At 67.9% G+C, this 17,536-nt stretch carries 13 protein-coding genes; 6 read left to right on the forward strand and 7 right to left on the reverse strand.

The genetic code is table 11. The annotated features are described in order from the left end of the window. Positions 1-77 precede the first annotated feature (77 nt). A complete protein-coding gene (locus tag E8M01_RS32110) occupies positions 78-935 on the forward strand; it encodes a LysR family transcriptional regulator (protein ID WP_136963884.1) in 858 nt (285 codons plus the stop codon). 59 nt (positions 936-994) lie between these two features. Here the strand turns inward: E8M01_RS32110 and E8M01_RS32115 are convergent, their stop codons facing one another. After that, positions 995-1,699 carry a GntR family transcriptional regulator gene (locus E8M01_RS32115; RefSeq protein ID WP_246088513.1) on the reverse strand — a complete coding sequence of 235 codons (705 nt, stop codon included), beginning with the start codon at positions 1,697-1,699 and terminating at the stop codon, positions 995-997. Between the two features lie 245 nt (positions 1,700-1,944). On the opposite strand from E8M01_RS32115, the gene araD reads away from it, so the two are divergent. Both araD and E8M01_RS32125 read left to right on the forward strand, forming a co-directional pair. After that, entirely contained in the window at positions 1,945-3,678 is a 1,734-nt protein-coding gene (araD, locus tag E8M01_RS32120; protein WP_136963886.1) for an L-arabinonate dehydratase, read from the forward strand. Positions 3,679-3,695: 17 nt separating this feature from the next. Then, positions 3,696-4,412 carry a ribonuclease activity regulator RraA gene (locus E8M01_RS32125; protein ID WP_215908833.1) on the forward strand — a complete coding sequence of 239 codons (717 nt, stop codon included), beginning with the start codon at positions 3,696-3,698 and terminating at the stop codon, positions 4,410-4,412. 99 nt (positions 4,413-4,511) lie between these two features. On the opposite strand, the gene E8M01_RS32130 is transcribed toward E8M01_RS32125, so the two are convergent. The 6 genes from E8M01_RS32130 to E8M01_RS32155 form a co-directional block, all read right to left on the reverse strand. Further along, a complete protein-coding gene (locus E8M01_RS32130; protein WP_136963887.1) occupies positions 4,512-5,732 on the reverse strand; it encodes a winged helix-turn-helix domain-containing protein in 1,221 nt (406 codons plus the stop codon). A 73-nt stretch (positions 5,733-5,805) separates the two neighbouring features. Next, a complete protein-coding gene (locus E8M01_RS32135) occupies positions 5,806-6,783 on the reverse strand; it encodes a Bug family tripartite tricarboxylate transporter substrate binding protein (RefSeq protein WP_136963888.1) in 978 nt (325 codons plus the stop codon). A gap of 153 nt (positions 6,784-6,936) precedes the next feature. Beyond that, positions 6,937-8,331: an amidohydrolase family protein gene (locus tag E8M01_RS32140; protein WP_136963889.1), complete on the reverse strand. Its 1,395-nt coding sequence runs from the start codon at positions 8,329-8,331 to the stop codon at positions 6,937-6,939. A 41-nt stretch (positions 8,332-8,372) separates the two neighbouring features. Beyond that, entirely contained in the window at positions 8,373-9,701 is a 1,329-nt protein-coding gene (locus tag E8M01_RS32145) for an aspartate aminotransferase family protein (protein WP_136963890.1), read from the reverse strand. A gap of 4 nt (positions 9,702-9,705) precedes the next feature. After that, positions 9,706-10,755, reverse strand: coding sequence for a phosphotransferase (locus tag E8M01_RS32150; RefSeq protein ID WP_215908834.1), 1,050 nt, complete (start codon positions 10,753-10,755; stop codon positions 9,706-9,708). A gap of 262 nt (positions 10,756-11,017) precedes the next feature. Beyond that, positions 11,018-13,723, reverse strand: a complete 2,706-nt coding sequence (locus E8M01_RS32155; protein WP_136963892.1) for a winged helix-turn-helix domain-containing protein — start codon at positions 13,721-13,723, stop codon at positions 11,018-11,020. Positions 13,724-13,968: 245 nt separating this feature from the next. On the opposite strand from E8M01_RS32155, the gene E8M01_RS32160 reads away from it, so the two are divergent. From E8M01_RS32160 to E8M01_RS32170, 3 genes are all read left to right on the forward strand, one after another. Beyond that, positions 13,969-14,775 (forward strand): alpha/beta fold hydrolase, encoded by an 807-nt coding sequence (locus tag E8M01_RS32160; RefSeq protein ID WP_136963893.1) that lies wholly within the window; start codon positions 13,969-13,971, stop codon positions 14,773-14,775. Between the two features lie 104 nt (positions 14,776-14,879). Next, positions 14,880-16,223 carry an MFS transporter gene (locus E8M01_RS32165; RefSeq protein WP_136963894.1) on the forward strand — a complete coding sequence of 448 codons (1,344 nt, stop codon included), beginning with the start codon at positions 14,880-14,882 and terminating at the stop codon, positions 16,221-16,223. Between the two features lie 55 nt (positions 16,224-16,278). Continuing rightward, positions 16,279-17,469: an LLM class flavin-dependent oxidoreductase gene (locus E8M01_RS32170; protein ID WP_136963895.1), complete on the forward strand. Its 1,191-nt coding sequence runs from the start codon at positions 16,279-16,281 to the stop codon at positions 17,467-17,469. Positions 17,470-17,536 lie beyond the last annotated feature (67 nt).

Below are 17,536 nucleotides of genomic sequence, written 5' to 3' on the forward strand. Positions count from 1 at the left end.
TGTCCCGGATCGACACTAGGCGCCGCCTGTCTATTTCCGTACGCTATGGATACTGATATCAGTTATAATGGTCGGAAATGATCGAACGTCCCCTCGACCTGGATGCGGTCCAAGCTTTCATCCGCATCGCCGAGCTCGGCAGTTTCACCCGCGCGGCCGAGGCCATGCGGACGACGCAGGCCGCGGTCAGCTTGAAGCTGAAACGGCTCGAAGACCGGCTCGGCTTCCGGCTGGTCGAGCGGACGCCCCGGCACGTGCAGCTTTCGGCCCGGGGCGCAACCTTTCTCGACCACGCCCGCGAACTCCTGGAGGTCCACGATCGCGCGCTCGCCCTCTTTGCCGGAACCCGGCAGCGCCTCACCATCGGCATCAGCGACCATGTCGCGGGACCGGAGCTGCCCGCGCTGATCGCGCGGATGAACGCGCAGGACCCGCAGCTGTTGATCGAAATCCGGATCGGATCGTCGGGCGACCTGCTGCAAAGCTTCGACCGGCGGGAACTCGACACGGTAATCGTCCGCCTGCATGTCGGGCGGAGCGACGGGGAAATTCTGACCGAGGAAAAATTTGGCTGGTTCGCAGCGCGCGGCTGGCAGCATCGCGCGGGCGAGCCCCTGCCGCTTGCTACCCTTGCCGAGCCCTGTGGCGTGCGGGCGATGGCCGGGCAGTTTCTCGATGCCGCAGGCGTGCCCTGGACGGAAATTTTCGTCGGCGGCGGCGTCGCGGCGGTCGCCGCGGCGGTCATGGCGGGGCTCGGCGTTGCGGCATTGGCGCCGCGCATGCTGCCCTTCGGCGCGGTTGATGTCGGCCCGAGCCTCGGGCTTCCCGAGTTGCCGCGCTTGCCGGTTCTGCTTCACACGAGGGTCAAGGACGGCCCGCCGCGCGACGCGCTTGCCGCGCTTTCGGCTGCCTTCCGAACCGCGGTGCGCGGCTAGCCGGCGCTCCCCGAGCCGCAGGTCGTCCGGACCGGCGATCCGGCAGTCCCTGTGTGGCTTCAGCTGAAATAGCTCGGATAACGGCTGCGCATCGCCGAGCTGAACGCCAGCGACTTCGACAGGTGGTCGCGCACAATCGCCTGCGCCTCGCCGGGCTTGCCGGCCTCGATGGCGCGGATGATCGCGAAATGGTCGTCGATCACCTGCTGCGCCTTGCCTTCCACCGGCAAATGAAGCCGGCGCAGCCGGTCGATCTGGCCGCTCTGCCGGCGCACCAGGAGCCACAGGCTGCCGACGCTGGCGGCCTCGTACATCACCTTGTGGAATTCCAGGTCGAGCACCGAAAACTGGTTCAGGTCGCCCCTGCCCGCCACCCATTCCTGGTGTTCGGTGATCGCCCTGAGGCGGGCCGCCAGCGCCGGATCGGGCGTCTCGGCGAGCACCCCGGCGATCTCGATCTCGATCGAACGGCGCAGGAACTGCGCCTGACGGGCGCCGTCTATGTCGATCAGGCTGACCATGGTCGCGTGTTGCGGGAAGATCTCGACCAGCCCTTCCTCCTGCAGGCGCAGCAGCGCGTCGCGCACCGGCGTCGAACTGACCCGGAAGCGTTCCTGCAGCTCCAGCCGGACCAGCGGCGCGCCAGGCGGCAAGGTCAGCGCGATGATCTCGTCGCGCAAGGCGTCGAACACCCGCGAGGCCGCGTGGCGTGAGCGGTCCTGCGGGAGCGGCGACGGGCCGGCGCGATCGTCCATGGGCGGCATGTTTCGATCCTTCGGGCCAGCCATAGCACAGGTGCCGGTGCGTTGACACACTAATGCATTAGTGCTTTTCTAAAATTCCAAGCGTGGCGCTCCGCCCGCGCAAACCGCTCCTGCCATCCGGCCAATTTCCTCGCGTCGCGAACCCATGCCGCGCCGGTGCGGACCCTGGGCTTGTCTTCGGCCGGCACAAGCCTTTGGATGGATCCAAACACCGCCAAGACCGAGAATCCCAAGAGAAACGCCCCATGACCCGCAAATCGCCTTCCGACCTGCGCAGCGCCCGCTGGTTCGCCGCCGACGACCTGCGCAGCTTCGGCCATCGCTCGCGCTGGATGCAGATGGGTTATGACGCGGCCGACTGGGCCGGCAAGCCGATGATCGCCATCCTCAACACCTGGTCGGATGCGCAGCCCTGCCACGCCCATTTCAAGACCCGCGTCGAGGACGTGAAGCGCGGCATCTTCCAGGCCGGCGGCTTCCCCATCGAACTGCCGGCGATCTCGCTCTCCGAGAGCAATGTCAAACCGACCACCATGCTCTATCGCAACCTCCTGGCGATGGATGCGGAAGAGCTGATCCGCTCCCATTCGGTCGATGGCGTGGTGCTGATGGGCGGTTGCGACAAGACCACCCCGGCCCTGCTGATGGGCGCCACCAGCGCCGGCCTGCCGATGATCTATGTGCCGGCCGGGCCGATGCTGCGCGGCAACTGGAAGGGCAATGTGCTCGGCTCCGGCTCGGATGCCTGGAAATATTGGGACGAGCGGCGCGCCGGCAAGATCAGCGACGCCGACTGGACCGAGGTCGAGGCCGGCATCGCGCGCTCCTACGGCGTCTGCATGACCATGGGCACCGCCTCGACCATGACCGCCATTGCCGAGGCCATCGGCATGACCTTGCCCGGCGCCTCGGCCATCCCTGCCCCCGATGCCAACCATATCCGCATGTGCACCCAGTCCGGCCGGCGCATCGTCGACATGGTCTGGGAAGACCTGACGCCGGCCCGGATCCAGACCCGTGCCGCTTACGAGAACGGCATCACGGTGGCCATGGCCATGGGCTGCTCGACCAATGCGATCATCCACGTCATCGCCATGGCCAGGCGCGCCGGCGTCGACATCACGCTGGATGATTTCGACAACGCGAGCCGCAAGGTGCCGGTCATCGCCAATGTCCGGCCGAGCGGCGACACCTATCTGATGGAGGACTTCTTTTATGCCGGCGGGCTTCCCGGCCTGATGAGCCGGCTCACCGATCACCTCCATCTCGGCGCCATCACCGTCACCGGCCGGCCGCTGTCGGAAGCGCTCGAAGGTGCGGCGGTCTATAATGACGACGTCATCCGCCCGGTCGACAACCCGATCTACGCCGAGGGCGCGCTTGCCGTGCTGCGCGGCAATCTCGCGCCCGACGGCTGCGTGATCAAGCCGAGCGCCTGCGCGCCCCGCTTCCTCAAGCACACCGGCCCGGCGCTGGTCTTCGACGACTATCCGACGCTGAAGGCCAATATCGACCGCGACGACCTCGAGGTCACCGAGGACCATGTGCTGGTGCTGCGCAACGCCGGTCCCCATGGCGGCCCGGGCATGCCGGAATGGGGCATGCTGCCGATCCCGAAAAAGCTGGTGAAACAGGGTGTGCGCGACATGGTGCGCCTGTCGGACGCGCGCATGTCCGGCACCAGCTACGGCGCCTGCATCCTGCATGTCTCGCCGGAGGCCTATATTGGCGGCCCCCTGGCTCTGGTGCGCACCGGCGACATGATCGCGCTCGATGTTGCCAACCGGCGCATCGACATCGAGGTCAGCGAGGCCGAGCTCGCCCGCCGCCGCGCCGAATGGACGGCGCCGCCCAAGCGCTATGAGCGCGGCTACGGCTGGATGTTCACCCAGCATATCCGCCAGGCCAATGACGGCTGCGATTTCGACTTCCTGGAAACCCAATTCGGCGCGCCGGTCGACGAACCGGCCATCTACTGAAGATCGGACCTAAATCCATGGCGATGACCGCTTCGACCCGCGACAAGCTCAAGGGCGTCTCGACCGCGACGCTCTGCACGGCCTTGTTCAAGCGCGGCCTGCGCAACCAGTTCATCCAGGACGTGCATCCGCTCAACCCGGCACTCGGCAACATGGTCGGCGAGGCCTTCACGCTGCGCTATATCCCGGCGCGCGAAGACCTCAATCCGCTGAGCGTCTTCCTCGACCGCAGCCATCCCCAGCGCAAGGCGGTGGAGGAATGCCCGCCCGGCGCGGTGATGGTGATCGACAGCCGCAAGGACGCCCGCGCGGCTTCCGCCGGCGGCATCCTGGTGTCGCGGCTGATGAAGCGTGGCGTCGCCGGCGTGGTCACCGATGGCGGCTTCCGCGACAGCCCGGAAATCGCGACCCTGTCGATCCCGGCCTACCATCACCGGCCGGCGGCGCCGACCAATCTGACGCTGCATCAGGCGCTCGACATCAATGTGCCCATTGGTTGCGGCGATGTCGCGGTCTGGCCGGGCGATGTGGTGGTTGGCGACGGCGAAGGCGTGGTGGTGATCCCGGCAGACATCGCCGACGCAATCGCCGACGAGGCGGTGGAAATGACCGCCTTCGAGGATTTCGTCACCGAAAAGGTGCTGGAGGGCCGCTCGATCCTCGGCCTCTACCCGCCGACCGACGAGCAGTCCAAGATCGACTTCGCCGCCTGGCGCAAGATCAAGGGGCGGTGAAGGCGAATAGCCAGTGGCGAATGGCGAACCTCACCCGGCGGCTGACGCCGCCACCCTCTCCCACAAAGATGTGGGCGAGGGTTTCCCCGCCTCCGCCCTTTACCCCTGCCCCAGCGCTCCCGCGAGATCCCCTCGCCGCTTGATCTCGACCTGTTCCAGCCCGAGCCACAGCGCCATCAGGTCAAGCTCGGCCTTCAGCGGCTCGACGATATCGGCCGGCGCGATGCCGGCTTCGGCATGGGCTGCCTGGACGATCAAGGTCGAGCGGGCCCGGTCGGCCTTCAGGTCGGTGCGGGCGACGATGCGGTCGCCGAGCAGGAACGGCAGCACGTAATAGCCGTGGGTGCGCTTGTGCTCGGGCACATAGATCTCCAGCCGGATGCGCGCGCCGAACAGGGCCTCGGTGCGTTCGCGCTGCCAGACCAGCGGGTCGAACGGCGCCAGCAGGGCGCGCGCTTCGATCCGCCGGGGAATGCGCGCCTGCGCCGCGAGATAACCCGGCTTCGACCAGCCCTCGACGGTGACCGGCACCAGCTCGCCAGCCTCCACCAGGCTTGCGACCGCTGCCCTGGCATCCGCGACTTCGAGCCGGAAATAATCCCTCAGGCAACGCTCGGTCGCGATGCCCATGGCGCCCGCAGCGATCCGCACCAATGTGCGATGCGCCTCGGCATCGTCGGGCGTCGGCGCCTCGACAATGTGTTTCGGCAGCACCCGTTCGGTCAGGTCATAGACCCGCTCGAAGGCACCGCGGCGCGTCTTGGTGGTGACGATGCCGGCCCAGAACAGCCATTCGATGGCGCGCTTGCCGTCGGACCAGCCCCACCAGCCGCCCTCGCCGCGATGATCATGCGACAGTTCGGCCGCCGCCATCGGGCCCCGGTCGGCGATCTCGCGCCGGACCTCGGCGATCAGGTCCTGGCGCTCGCGGCCGAATCGCGCGAGACCGCCATAGGTGCCCTCGCCGCGCGCCGCCCGCGCCATGCGCCAGCGCATCGCCGGCTGCAGGTCGACCGGCAGGTAGGAGGCCTCGTGGCCCCAATATTCGAACAGGCTGCGCTTGCGGCCGTTATAGGCCAGCGTCTCGAGATCGGCGGTGTCGTAGCGGCCGAGCCGCGAAAAGCCCGGCAGCGTATGGGCCCGGGCAATGACGTTGACCGAATCGATCTGGACCACGCCGAGCCGCTCGATCATCGCCTTCAGGTCGCGCCGGCGTGCCGGGGTCTCGGCGCGCGGCTGGCCGAACCCTTGCGCGGCCAGCACGATCCGGCGGGCTTGCTTCAAGGACAGGCTGTCGGAACGGCGCGGTGTCGGGGTCATGGTGGGAATGTTATCCCATCGGCGCGGCGCGAAGACAAGACTGTCCGCGCGCCGCCCCGACCGATCGGCGGGCTCACTGCGGTTCGATGCCCGCCGCCTTGACGATGTCGCGATAGCGCGCCCGCTCGGACGCCCCGAAGGCCGCGAAGACGTCGGGCGTATTGGGCGCCGCGACCGCGCCGATCTCCTTCAGCTTGGCGATCACCTCGGCTTGCGAATAGATCCGCTTCACCTCGGCCGAGATCACGTCGACGATCGCCCGCGGCGTGCCGGCCGGCGCATAGAGCCCATGCCAGGTTGCGACATCGAAGCCGGGCAGCGTCTCGGCGATCGCCGGCAGGTCGGGCGCGGTCGGGCTGCGCTCCTTGCTGGTCACCGCAATGGCGCGCACCGTGCCGCCCTGGGCCTGCGGCCAGGCCAGCGTCATGTTGTCGAAGGCGAGATCGAGATGGCCGCCGGCCAGCGCGTTCATGATCTCGTTCGACGAGCGGAACGGGATATGGGTCATCTTGGCGCCGGTCATGTTCTGGAAGATCTCGGCCGGGATGTGGTTGGAGGCGCCGATGCCCGACGAGCCGTAATTGAGCCTGCCGGAATTGGCCTGCACATAGCTGATCAGCTCGGGCAGCGTCCGCGCGGGTATCCTGGGGTTGATGACCAACAGGTTCGGCAGTGTCGCGAACAGGCTGACCGGCTGGAAATCCTTGTCCGGATCGTAAGGCAGGGTCTTGTAGACATAGGGCGCGATGGCGTGGGTGCTGGCCGTGCCGACGAACAGCGTATAGCCGTCATTGGCCTGGCGCGCGGCATAACCGGCGCCGACCGTGCCACCGGCGCCAGCCCGGTTCTCGACGATGAACGGCACGCCGAATTTCTGCTGCATGGCCTGGGCGAAGATACGCGCGAACAGGTCGGTGGTGCCGCCGGCGGTAAAGGGAACCACGACATTCACCTGCCGCTGCGGCCAGGCGGGCGCCGGCGCGGTCTGCGCCGCGGCGCCTGCGACCCATCCCGCCATCGCGCACAGGACAGCAATCATCAATCTTTTCATTGGCTTCCTCCAGATTCTTGAACCATGGGCCTCCTTGCATGGAAGCTCCTATGCTCAGAGCCTAGGGCGGGCCACGGCGCGGCGCAACCGCGCGATGTGACGCAAGAGCCCTGCGTCGATCGATCGGGTGTGGAGACGTGTCGAAGCGCCGGCTCAGGCGCCGAGCCACAACAATTCGCCGGGCGGCCGGGCAATGTCGGGATGATCGGCCACCATGCGCTCCCAGACCCGCCGGGTGACGCTATCGGCCTCGTTCAGGAGCGCCTCTTCGTCGATGGTCAGCACCTTGCGGTCGCGCATGACGAAAGCGCCGTCGACCATGACCGAATGGACGATGCCGGGATGGCCGTAATGGACGATGTTGGAGACGAGCCGGATCAACGGCCGCAATGCCGGCGTGTTGAGATCGATGAAGGTCAGGTCGGCCTTCTTGCCAACCTCGATCGAGCCGATCTCGGCTTCCGCGCCGACCGAACGGGCGCCGGCCCGGGTCACCGCGTCGAGCACCTCCTGGGGTGACGGCGAGACGCCGCCCTCCTCCGTCCGGCCGCGGCCGGTGCGGTGGATGATCGAACCGAAGGCCATGGCGTGGAACATGTCCTCGCTCATGTTGTCGGTGCCGAAAGCGATGCTGACGCCGGCATCGCGGATCTTGCCGATCAGCGCCTTGTGCGCGCCGCGCCTGGAGATGCTGGCCGGCGTATGGGCCATCTGGACGCCCCTGTCCGCCAGGATCGCGATATCGGCCTCGGTGCAGAAGGTCCAATGGGCGGCGATCAGGTCGGGGCCGAGAAAGCCTTCGCGCGCGAGATAGGCAGCCGAAGTCAGCCCATGCGCCCGTTTCACCGCGGCGACCTCGCCCGGGCTCTGCGACAGGTGGATGGTCCGGGTCACGCCATGGCGCGCCGCCATCTCGCGCACGTGGGCGAGCATGGCCGGCGAGCAATTGTCGGGCGCATGGGCCGCCACCTGGCAGCGCACCCGGTCGCCATGGCGGCCGTGCATGGTCTCGATCAGCGCCGTGGCGCGATCGAGAAAGGCCTGGCCGAAGGCCTCGTCGACCGAATAGTCGCCATGGCGGATGCGCCGGGTATCGATATCGGCGCAGGCCTCCGACAGCCAGAGGCGCATGCCGGTCGAGGCCATGGCTTCGGCATAGGTGGTGACATGGCGGAACGGGTCGACCAGCGTCGTCGTGCCGCTGCGGATCGCCTCCAGGCAGCCGAGCATGGCGATGACCGAGCGCTCCTCCGGCGTCATGACATAGGAGATCGGCGTCATGTAACGGTAGATCGCGTCGCCCGACCAATCCTCCACCGTGCCGCGCAGCGCCATCAGCACGGTGTGGGTATGGGCATTGATGAAGCCCGGCAGCACGGCGAGGCGCCGGCCGTCGAAGCGCTCGAGCGTCGGGTAGTTCGCCTCCAGTTCGGCGGTCGGACCAAGCGCGGCGATCCGGCCGTCGACAATGGCGATGGCATGATGGTCGAGAACGCGGCGCTGGTCGTCGCAGGTGACCGCGACGGTGTCGGTGATCAGGAGGTTCACGCCGGATACTCCGTAGGAAGCTTCGCTGCCGTCGGCGGTGGTCAGCGCGTTTTGGCGATATCGGTCAGGACGTCGTCGACCGCGGTCAGGAACAGGTCGGCGTTATCGAGCGAGAAGACCAAAGGCGGCCGGATCTTCAGCACATTGGCGGCAGGTCCCGCCGCGCTGATCAGCACCCGCTTGTCGCGCAGGCCATTGACCAGCTTCGCCGTTTCGAGCGTCGCCGGCTGGCGCGTCTCCCGGTCGGCGACCAGTTCCGCGCCGACGAACAGGCCGGCGCCGCGCACGTCGCCGATCAGCTCATGGCGCCTGGCGATCTGTCTCAGCCCATCCATCAGGCGGGCGCCGACGCGCTTGGCATTGGCGACCAGGTCCTCGTCCTCGATGACGTCGAGCACCGCCATGCCGACCGCACACGACACCGGATTGCCGCCGAACGTGTTGAAATAGCGGGTGCGCTGGCCGAAGGTTTCCAGAATGTCCGGCCGCGCCACCATGCCGGCGACCGGATGGCCATTGCCCATCGGCTTGCCCATGGTGACCATGTCGGGCACCAGGCCGTGACGCTCGAAACCCCACATGCCCTCGCCGGTGCGGCCGAAACCCGGCTGCACCTCGTCGGCGATGAACAGGCCGCCGGCCTCGCGGATCGCCGCCACCGCCGGTTTCAGGAAGCCGGCCGGATCGGAGAACACGCCGTCGGAGGAAAAGATCGTGTCGACCAGCAGCGCCGCCGGCTTGATGCCCTTGGCCAACATGTCGGCGATCGCCGCACGGACATGGGCCGCGAAGGTCTCGCCGACATCCTGGCCGCCCGCGCGATAGAGATCGGGTGCCGGGATCGTCCTGACATTGGGCGCCAGCGTGATGCCTTGGCCGAGCGACGGCGACATTTCCGAGATCGCCACCGTGACGCCGTGATAGGCGAGCTCGGTGACGATGAAGCCGGTGCCGCCGGTGAAGGTGCGCGCCGCCCGATAGGCGAGGTCATTGGCCTCGCTGCCGGTGCAGGTGAACATGACATGGCCGAGTTCGGCCGGGAATTTCGCCAGGAGCCGCTCGGCATAGTCGAGAATGCCGTCGGTGATGTAGCGCGTATGGGTGTTGAGCACCGCCGACTGGCGGGCGAGTGCCGCCACCACATGCGGGTGGCAATGGCCGACGGAAGCGACGTTGTTATAGACGTCGAGATAGGCCTTGCCGTCGGGATCATGGAGCCAGACGCCCTCGCCCCGGACGAAATGCACGGGATTGGCGTAGAACAGCCGGTAGGCGGGGCCGAGCAGGCGCTCGCGCCGGGCGATCAGCTGGCGCTCGCGCTCGCTGATGCCGGTGGCGGCAGCCGCGTCATAGGCGTTGATCATGGTCATGGCGTCACCCCTTGGCGATTTCGGCGCCGAGCCAGTTGATGGCATCCTCGCGGGACAGTTCGTCCAGCCGCTTCAGCCCGGTCCAGGCCGCCCCCTGGTTGCGCAGGATGTATTCGGCATTGTCCGGATGGCGCGCGGCGCGCCAGGAACTGATGGCAATGGTCAGCGCCAGGCGGGTGGCGATCAGCTCGGGCAGAACCGCGAGTTCCCTAGGCAGGATCGGGCAGACCGCGTGAAAGGCCGCAGCCATCTCGGCGACACCCTGCAGCGGGTGGCCTTCCGGGCTCACCTGATAGGCGCAGGCGGTGGCAAGATCCTGGATCAGCGGCGCCCGCACCATGTCGCCGAAATCGATGACGCCGGCGATCCGGTCGTCATCGGTCGCGCCGGCCAGCACATTGTGCGGATTGAAGTCGTTGTGGACGACCTGGGCGCGCAGATCCGGCAGCACCGGCAGGACATGGGCGCTGAACCGGTCGAGCGCCCGTTCGGGCAAAGCCCGGCGTTCGGCATCGGGGATGTCGGCGAGCAGGCCGCGCACCCGGTCGGCCTGCTTCAGGTCCCACAAGAGATCGTGGTTCTCGGCCGGATGGCGGAAACCGGCCAGCGCCAGGTCGAGCCGGGCCAGGAAGGCGCCGAGATTGCGCCGCTGCGCCGGGCTGCGCTCGGTCAGGTGCAGCGGCCGACCCTCGAGAAAAGTCAGGCAGCGGACCCGCCGGTCCGGTTCGCCGGCCACCCGCCAGGCGACATCGCCGAAATGGCTGCCGCGCGGGCGAATGACCCGTGGCGTCGCCAGGCCCGGATCGACGGCGGCGACGTGCAGCAGCGCGCTGCTCTGAAAGTCAGTGACGGCGCGGTCCTCGGCCGGATGCACGACCTTCAGGACATAACCGCGGCGCCGGATGTCGGTGAGATGAAAATTGCGGTCGCGCTCGCCGGTCAGCGGCCGGACCGTGACGTCGAGGCCGAAGTGATCGCGCGCCAGCGCCCGCGCCTGTTCAACCGTCACGGCGGGCGCGGCGACGTCGAGAAGTTCGCCCAATTGTTCAGCCACCTGCATCTTCAGCCCAATCTCTTCGCGTCCTGCCGACGGGCTTCGGAATCGCGAACACCAAGGGGAATCGCGAACGCCAAGGCCCTGGCGGAACACCTTATAGGTGAGGCGGGCGGCGCACATAGACAGGATTGGCCGCCCCACTGCCATGCGGGAGGCGAACTGGGCTTTCGGCAGATTGCCGGCCACTTGCAATAACGCGCGCTATGATATTTCGTTGGTATTTATTCGTTTGATCAATAGCTGGCCCGGACCGCGCCGGTCAGTCGATCAGGCCCAGTTCCCGCGCTCGCTGAATCGCGCCGGACCGCCGGCGGACACCGATCCGGTCATAGATCTGCTGCAGGTACCATTTGACCGAGCCCTCGGTCATTCCGACCCGGTCGCCAATTTCGCTGTTGCGCATGCCGGCGCCGGCCATCCGCAAGATGTCGATCTGGCGCGCGGTCAAGGCACCGTGCTCGCCGGCGACGATGCCGGCCCGGCCGGCCGCCGGCCCGGGCGACGGATCGGCACGGTCGGCCAGCAAGCGCGCGAGAAAGCGATCGGCCGGCGTGTCGCAGATCGGCGACGCCTCGAGCTGGCCACGCAGCAGGCCGACCACGTCGCTGCCCTCGTCGAGGAAGCTGCGGATGAACTCGCCCGGCGCCGCGCGCCCGACCGCCGATCGGAGCACGCGCTGGGCCTGGCGCTCGTCGTCGCCGGCCAGACAGGCGCGCGCCAGCAGGATCTCCCAGCGGATGACCGATCGCACCGCGCCGGCCTGCGCGGCAAACCGCAGCCAGCGCTGGGCGAGCGCGGCCGCCTCGGCCGCGGCGCCGCGCGCGATCGCCAGCCGCATCCAACCGAAGGCGCGCGCCTCGTCGCGGGTGGTGAAATCGGCACGCGGCTTGACGCTGTCCGACGCCACCAGGAGACCTTCCTCCTGGCCGATCCTGAGGGCCTCTTCGCGCAGGCCGAAACGCAGCATCAGCCTGATCCGCTCGGTGATCAGGTTCTGGCGCAGGCGGTCCAGGTTGCGCTGTTCGGCGACCGCCAGGCCGCCGACCAGGCGGGCGTCGGCCGCCTCGACGTCGCCGCGCAGCGCCTTCAGCCGCGCATCGGTCAGATAACCCGCGACATATTGGTCGACAAAGCCCCTGGCGCTCGACGGAAAGTGCCGGGCCAGGAGATCGCGGCTCCGGTCGAGATCGTCGCGCTCGTAACAAACCTCGGCCAGCAGCGGTCCCGGCAGCTCGGCCAGCCAGCTCTGATCCTCAAAGGCCGTCGCCAGCGCCACCGCCTGGTCGAGACGCCGGGCAGCTCCGGCGAGATCGCCGGTGACGAAGCGTGTCGGACCGACCACCGAGAGGTGCCAGACCAGGCCATAGGGGCTGTTGCACCGGTTGAACTCGCGGATGCCGGCGCCTTCCAGGTCGTTGGTGTCGGTCAGCTTGAACTGCTCCCGCCGGGCGTAGAGCAGCGAGCCGTATATGGTGCCGCGGGTATAGGGATCGAAACTGTCGCAATTGCGCACCAGCTCGACGCATTTGCGCTCGGCCGCGGGCTGGTCGTCCTCGGCTTGGGCCATCAGCATGCGCTTGTGCAGAACCAGATGGTCGAGCTGGGCGCCGTCCGAGGTCGCCTGCCCGCTGGCGGCCCGCATATGCTCGGCAACCAGGCTCAGCAGATCCTCGGCCACGCCGAATTCCCGGCTGACCGACGCCGCCTGGGCGGCATAGAGCAGCAGTTTCGGGTGCTTGCGCAGAACCCGGCGCGGCAGGCGCAGCATCAGCGACGCGAAGCCGTGCCCGACGCCGTTGCAATAGGCGGTGAAACAATGGGCGCTGAGGATATCGGCGGCGCGATCGAATGCGCCCGCCTCGATGGCCTGTTCCGCGGCGTCGCCGAACCAGCCCTTGAGCTCCAGCCAGTCCGCCGCCCGGATGGCGAGGCTGTGCACATCGCCCGGCAGCCGGCGCCGCAGCTGCGCACGGAGGAATTGGGCGAACAGCGGGTGATAGCGATAGCCGCCGCGCTGATCGTCGACGGCGTCCAGGAACAACCCGGCCTGTTCAAGCTGTTCCAGGAGGTCGGCGCTGCCGAACCGGCCGATGACGGCATCGCACAGATCGGCGTCCAGCCGGTCGAGCAAGGCGGTGCGGATCAGAAAGTCCTGCAATGGCTGCGGCTGCGGCCCGAGGATTTCCTCCAGGAAGAAGTCCTGGACGAGCCGGCTTTCGCCCGACACCCGCGCCTGCCGGTCACGCCGGCCGCCGGCGCGCAGCTTGGTGGCCTCCAGGCGCAGCACGAAGGGCCAGCCCTCGCTCGTCCGTATCAGATCGGCCAGCGTGGCGGCGTCCGGGTTGACGCCGCTTTCCGAGCGCAGCAGTTCCGCCGCCTCGTCGCGGGTAAAGCACAGGGCTCGCGCATCGATATCGACGACCTGCCCCAGCGCCCGGGCACGCGCCAGCGCGACCCTTGGCGGATGGCGCGAGCCGAGCACGACATGCAGGCCGGAGTCGCGGCCCGAAATGATCCGGTCGATCAGGCTGTCGGCCAGTTCGGCGGCCAGCAGGTGCCAATCATCGATGATCAGCACGGTTTCGCCCCGCTGGCGCTGGCGTTCCTCGACCACCGGCGCGATCGCCGCATGGCTGTCGAGCCGAACCGTCGCCGGCCGGCGCAGACTGTCGGTCAGCACGGCGCCCTGCCGCCCGACCGCGATCGTCACCACGTGCCGCCGCTCGGCGACCATCGTGTCCCGCCACTGCCGGATGAGCGACGACTTTCCGAAGCCCGCCGGCGCCCGCACGATGGTCAGGCGCGCGCCGCGCGCCGCCTGCAGATCGGCGATCAGGCGCGGCCGGGGCAGAAGCGACGGTTCTGGCGTCACGACCGTGCGGCGATCGGCGAGCACATGCCGATCCAGAACGCCGGCGCGCCCGAAACCTGGGTCGAAAATGTCTTCGGCTATGAGATCGGTCATCTGCGGCGAGAGGGTTCGCGATCCGGGCGGACGCGGACCTCGCCGCGGCCATCGGCGGCTGCCGACTGTCGGGCCATTCTGCCAGCGCGCCGCCAGGAATCAACCGCCGCGTGGGGGCGGCATCGGCGCCTCGCGCAGGCCCCCGAGGGCCGATCCGCGCGCCACTATCTTTCGATAGGTGACGGCTCTTGCGCCCCATCCCCACACTCGACCCACGTTCAGAAACAGCAAGTGGGGAGATTGCCATGGGATCCGTCATCGACCGCACCCGGGAAACACTGGATGGCTTCGACCGGCAGGAGCTCGACCTCAACGGCATCAAGACCGTCGTCTACTCGGCCGGCACCGGCAAGCCGCTGGTCTTTCTGCACGGCTCCGGCACGTTTCCGGGCTTCGCCTTCGCTCGGCGCTGGACCGACAGCCACCGCGTCATCATTCCCTATCATCCCGGCTTCGGCGAATCCGGCGACGACGACCGGATCGATTCCATGCAGGACTATGTGCTGCACTATCTGGATCTGTTCGACGCCCTGAAGCTCGACCGGTTCCACCTCGTCGGTTTCTCGTTCGGCGGCTGGATGGCGGCGGAATTCGCGATCGCCCACCACCACCGGCTCGACAAGCTGGTGCTGGTCGCGCCGGCCGGGCTGGTGGTCAAGGATCCGCCGGCGACCGACCTGTTCACCATCCCGCCCGCCCAGCTGCCCGGCTATCTGGCGACCAATCCGGCGGCGCTCGCGCCCTTCCTGCCGGAAGGTCACGACATCGAGTTCCTGACGCTGCGTTACCGCGAGACCACGGCGGTCGCACGCCTGATCTGGGAGCGCGCATCGGGCAATCCCAAGCTCGCCCAATGGCTGCACCGGGTGCGCGTGCCGTCGCTGCTCTTGTGGGGCGAGCAGGATCGCGTCCGCCCGATCGCCCATGCCGACCATTGGCTGAAGCTGCTGCCCGACGCCCGGATCGAGCGCATCCCCGGCACCGGGCACCTCTTGTTCGAGGACACCCCTTCGGCGGCCGAACGTGTCACCGCCTTCCTCGGCCGAGGCTGACGGCGCCGCGAAAGCGACCGCGTCACCTTGAAGGGGCCAGCCAAGAGCCCCCGATCCAAGAAGCCATCCGCGCAACGCCCAACGCCCAAGTCTGGAGGGGACCCATGTCGACCACAGGAGAAAGCCTCAAACCCTGGTTCATCGTCTTCATGCTGACGCTGTTCATGATCCTGGCCTTCGCCGATCGGGCCGTGCTGGGATTTGCCGCGGTGCCGCTGATGCGCGACCTGAACCTGACCCCGAGCCAGTTCGGCCTGGCGGCCAGCGCCATGTATTGGGTCTATCCGATCGCCGGCATTGCCGGCGGCTTCCTGGTCAATCGCTGGCCGACCAAATGGGTTCTCGCCGGCCTCGCGACGGTCTGGGCCGCGACGCAGTTTCCGATGTTGTGGGCAACCTCGCTCAATGAAGTGGTGGCCGCCCGCGTCCTGCTCGGCCTTGGCGAAGGCCCGGCCTTCGCCGTGGTGCTGCATGCGGTGTTCAAATGGTTCGAGGACGACCGGCGGGCCGTGCCGACCAGCATCGTGTCGGAGGGCGCCGCCTTCGGCATCGTGCTGGCCGCGCCGATCGTCGCCTATTTCATCGTCGCCCAGGGCTGGCGTTTCGGCTTCGGCCTGCTCGGCACCGTCACGGCCGCCTGGGTGGTGCTCTGGCTGATCTTCGGCAGCGAAGGCAAGGTCGCCACCCCGAGCGCCGGCGCCGGCAATCTGCAACCGGTCAGCTATCGCCTCCTGCTGCTCGACCGGACCTTCATCGGCAACACGCTCGCCGGTTTCGCCGTCGCCTGCGGCATCACCATCATGCTCGCCTGGCTGCCGCCCTATCTCACCCGTGGGCTTGGCTATTCCACCACCCAGACCGGCTGGCTCACCACCCTGCCCTGGATCGCCAGCATCGTGCTGGTGCTCGGCGGCGGCTACCTGTCGCAGCGCCTCCTGCTCGCCGGCGTCACCAGCCGCTATGCCCGGTCGGGCCTGCTCTGCCTGTGCCTGGTGGCGGGCGGAGCGGCGACCGCGGCGATGACCTTCCTGTCGCCCGGTCCGCTGCAATTGGCCTTGCTGGCCATTGGCTTCGGCCTGCCGACCCTGGTCTGGACACTCAGCCCGGCGATCATTGCCGAGGTGACCCCGGTCGCCCAGCGCGGCGCCATGCTCGGCCTGTTCTCGACCATCGCCAATTCGGCCGCCGGTTCGTTCGCGCCCTATCTGATGGGCCTGGCGGTCGAGCGCGGCGCGACGCCGGCGGCGGGCTATGCTTCCGGCTTCCTGCTGCTCGGCGTTCTGCAGGCCGCCGCGGCGGTCGCCGCCTGGTTCCTGATCCGGCCGGCCGCGACCATCGCCGCATTCCAGGCGGAAGCCGGCAAGGCGACGGGCCGCCGCCCCGTCACGCCAACCGCCCTGACACCTCAGCCGGCCCGCATCGAGCGGACGGCAAGCGCCGGCGAGTGACGGCTCGCTCGCGCCGCACGCCGAGACATCCATTCGGACAAAACGGAGAGAAGTGATGCCGATCCTGCCGGATACCAAGTTCTACGCTTGGCATTTCATGCCCTACACGGATCTGCCGGAGAATATCGACGACTTCGACTCGCTCTGGGTCGACTTCCCGAACAAATATTTCGACCCCAAGGCCGGCCATGCCTTCTACCAGCGCTACCTTTCCGAGCTGGTGCTGGCCGACAAGCTCGGCTTCGATGGCGTCTGCGTGAACGAACATCACAACACGCCCTACAGCCTGATGCCGATCGCATCCGTCATCGCCGCCGCGCTGATCCCGCAGACCACCAAGGCCAAGATCTGCGTGATGGGCACGCCCGCCGGCCTCGACCAGCCGCACCGCCTGGCCGAGTCCTACGCCATGCTCGACGTCATGTCGGGCGGCCGGCTGGAGGTCGCCTTCCCGCTCGGCACGCCGATGGAATATTGGTCGAACTCGGTCAATCCGGTGACCTCGCGCGAGCGCCAGCAGGAAGCGCTCGACGTCATCATCCGGGCCTGGACCGAGGATGGCCCGATCCGCCACGAGGGCCGCTTCTACAATTATCGCTACCTGAACATCTGGCCCAAGCCCTATCAGCAGCCTCACCCCAAGGTCTATCTGGTCGGCTCCGGCAGTCCCGGCACCATCGAACTCGCGGCCCAGCGCGGCTTTGGTTATTCCTCGACCTTCAGTCCGATCGCCACTCAGCTCGCCGCGCAGAAGACGCTGAAGGAACGCGCCGCCCATTACGGCCACACCATCACGCCCGATCAGATCCCGATCGTCTGCATGGTCTATATCGGCGACGACGACGAGAGCGCGCTCGCCGAGATGGAGCCGCATGTCCGCTATTTCTTCACCACGCTGACCAAGGCCGGCCGGTTCATCGACGCACCGGGCTATCTGAGCCTCGACGAGTTCAAGAAGCGCAATGGCCGCATGCTGCCGTCGAGCCATGGCGGCGCCTTCGACTGGCATCAGATCCGCCAGCAGTTCCGGGTTGTCGCCGGCACCGCGAAGACGGTGGCCGACACCATCGAGAAATGGGCCGAGGAAGCCGGATCGAGCCGGATCATCTTCCAGATCCACCGCGGGGACATGCCGCATTGGAAGGTGGTGCGGACGCTGACCGGTCTCGCCAACGAGGTGATCCCCATGCTGAAGGCCCGCCAGATCCACGCTGACGACCAGCCCCTGAATGTCGCAGCCGAATGAGCCGCAAGCCGCGGCCGCACGCGCAACGCGTTATCCGCCGGCGGCGAGCCAGGCTGCCGCCGGTCGT

This window comes from Phreatobacter stygius (genome assembly GCF_005144885.1).
In the GTDB taxonomy this organism is placed as follows: domain Bacteria; phylum Pseudomonadota; class Alphaproteobacteria; order Rhizobiales; family Phreatobacteraceae; genus Phreatobacter; species Phreatobacter stygius.

Coding starts and splice junctions, on each gene's coding strand:
- E8M01_RS32110 (WP_136963884.1), top strand. CDS start 78: ATGATCGAACGTCCCCTCGACCTGGATGCGGTCCAAGCTTTCATCCGC.
- E8M01_RS32115 (WP_246088513.1), bottom strand. CDS start 1,699: ATGCCGCCCATGGACGATCGCGCCGGCCCGTCGCCGCTCCCGCAGGAC.
- araD (WP_136963886.1), top strand. CDS start 1,945: ATGACCCGCAAATCGCCTTCCGACCTGCGCAGCGCCCGCTGGTTCGCC.
- E8M01_RS32125 (WP_215908833.1), top strand. CDS start 3,696: ATGGCGATGACCGCTTCGACCCGCGACAAGCTCAAGGGCGTCTCGACC.
- E8M01_RS32130 (WP_136963887.1), bottom strand. CDS start 5,732: ATGACCCCGACACCGCGCCGTTCCGACAGCCTGTCCTTGAAGCAAGCC.
- E8M01_RS32135 (WP_136963888.1), bottom strand. CDS start 6,783: ATGAAAAGATTGATGATTGCTGTCCTGTGCGCGATGGCGGGATGGGTC.
- E8M01_RS32145 (WP_136963890.1), bottom strand. CDS start 9,701: ATGACCATGATCAACGCCTATGACGCGGCTGCCGCCACCGGCATCAGC.
- E8M01_RS32155 (WP_136963892.1), bottom strand. CDS start 13,723: ATGACCGATCTCATAGCCGAAGACATTTTCGACCCAGGTTTCGGGCGC.
- E8M01_RS32160 (WP_136963893.1), top strand. CDS start 13,969: ATGGGATCCGTCATCGACCGCACCCGGGAAACACTGGATGGCTTCGAC.
- E8M01_RS32165 (WP_136963894.1), top strand. CDS start 14,880: ATGTCGACCACAGGAGAAAGCCTCAAACCCTGGTTCATCGTCTTCATG.
- E8M01_RS32170 (WP_136963895.1), top strand. CDS start 16,279: ATGCCGATCCTGCCGGATACCAAGTTCTACGCTTGGCATTTCATGCCC.